The 831-nt window shown below is 69.9% G+C and carries 1 protein-coding gene; it reads left to right on the forward strand.

Annotated elements, in window-relative coordinates:
* Positions 1-126: 126 nt before the first annotated feature.
* A partial coding sequence (locus P0D89_RS53535) for an efflux RND transporter periplasmic adaptor subunit (RefSeq protein WP_408379738.1) occupies positions 127-831 on the forward strand: 705 nt, incomplete at its 3' end.

An 831-nucleotide genomic window follows, 5' to 3' on the forward strand; every position in this document is an offset into this window, starting at 1 on the left:
TGCTGTTCGTCCCGGTCGTCTACGGGATGGTGCATGCCTGGCTCGACCGACGCCGCGCGACGCGCCCCCGCATCCAGGAAGCCGGCGTTGCCGCCCGAATTGATTGACTCCGACGAGACCTCGCCCATGAACGATTCATCTCTTTCGCCCGGGATCCCCGGACGGACCGATCAGCCCGCGGACGCCGCGTCCGCGAGGCATCCTGGCGCTAGCGAAAGCGCGCGCGCAGACACTGCCGGAACCGGCGAAAGTACCCACGCGACCACCAGGCCGCGTCGCCGCCTCTGGCCGCTTGCGCTGACCGGATTCGCCGCGGCCTTGCTGCTCGCCGGCATCTTGCCGCGCCGCGAGGCCAGCGCCGCGCTCACGCAACAGACGCAGTCGCAAAGCATGCTCAGCGTGTCCGTCGTCACGCCGCGCGCCGCGCCGGCCGTCCACGAACTGCTGCTGCCCGGCGCGGTCACGCCATTCGCGGAAGCGTCGATCTACGCACGCACGAGCGGCTATCTGGCCCACTGGAACACCGACATCGGCGCACGGGTCACGAGCGGCCAGACGCTCGCCACGATCGAAGCGCCGGAACTGGACGCGCAACTGCGCCAGGCCCGCGCCGACGAAGCCACCGCGCAAGCCAACTTCGACATCGCGAAGACCACCGCGCAGCGCTGGCAGGCGATGCTGAAAACCCAGTCGGTCGCGCAGCAGGACGCCGACACCAAGAGCGCCGATCTGGAGGCGCGCCACGCGATGCTCGCGTCGGCGCAGGCCAATGTCGCGCATCTCGCGGAACTGGTGTCGTACGAGAAGATCACCGCGCCGTTCGCCGGCGTG

The sequence above is a fragment of the Paraburkholderia sp. RL18-085-BIA-A genome (genome assembly GCF_046027075.1).
Taxonomy (GTDB): domain Bacteria; phylum Pseudomonadota; class Gammaproteobacteria; order Burkholderiales; family Burkholderiaceae; genus Paraburkholderia.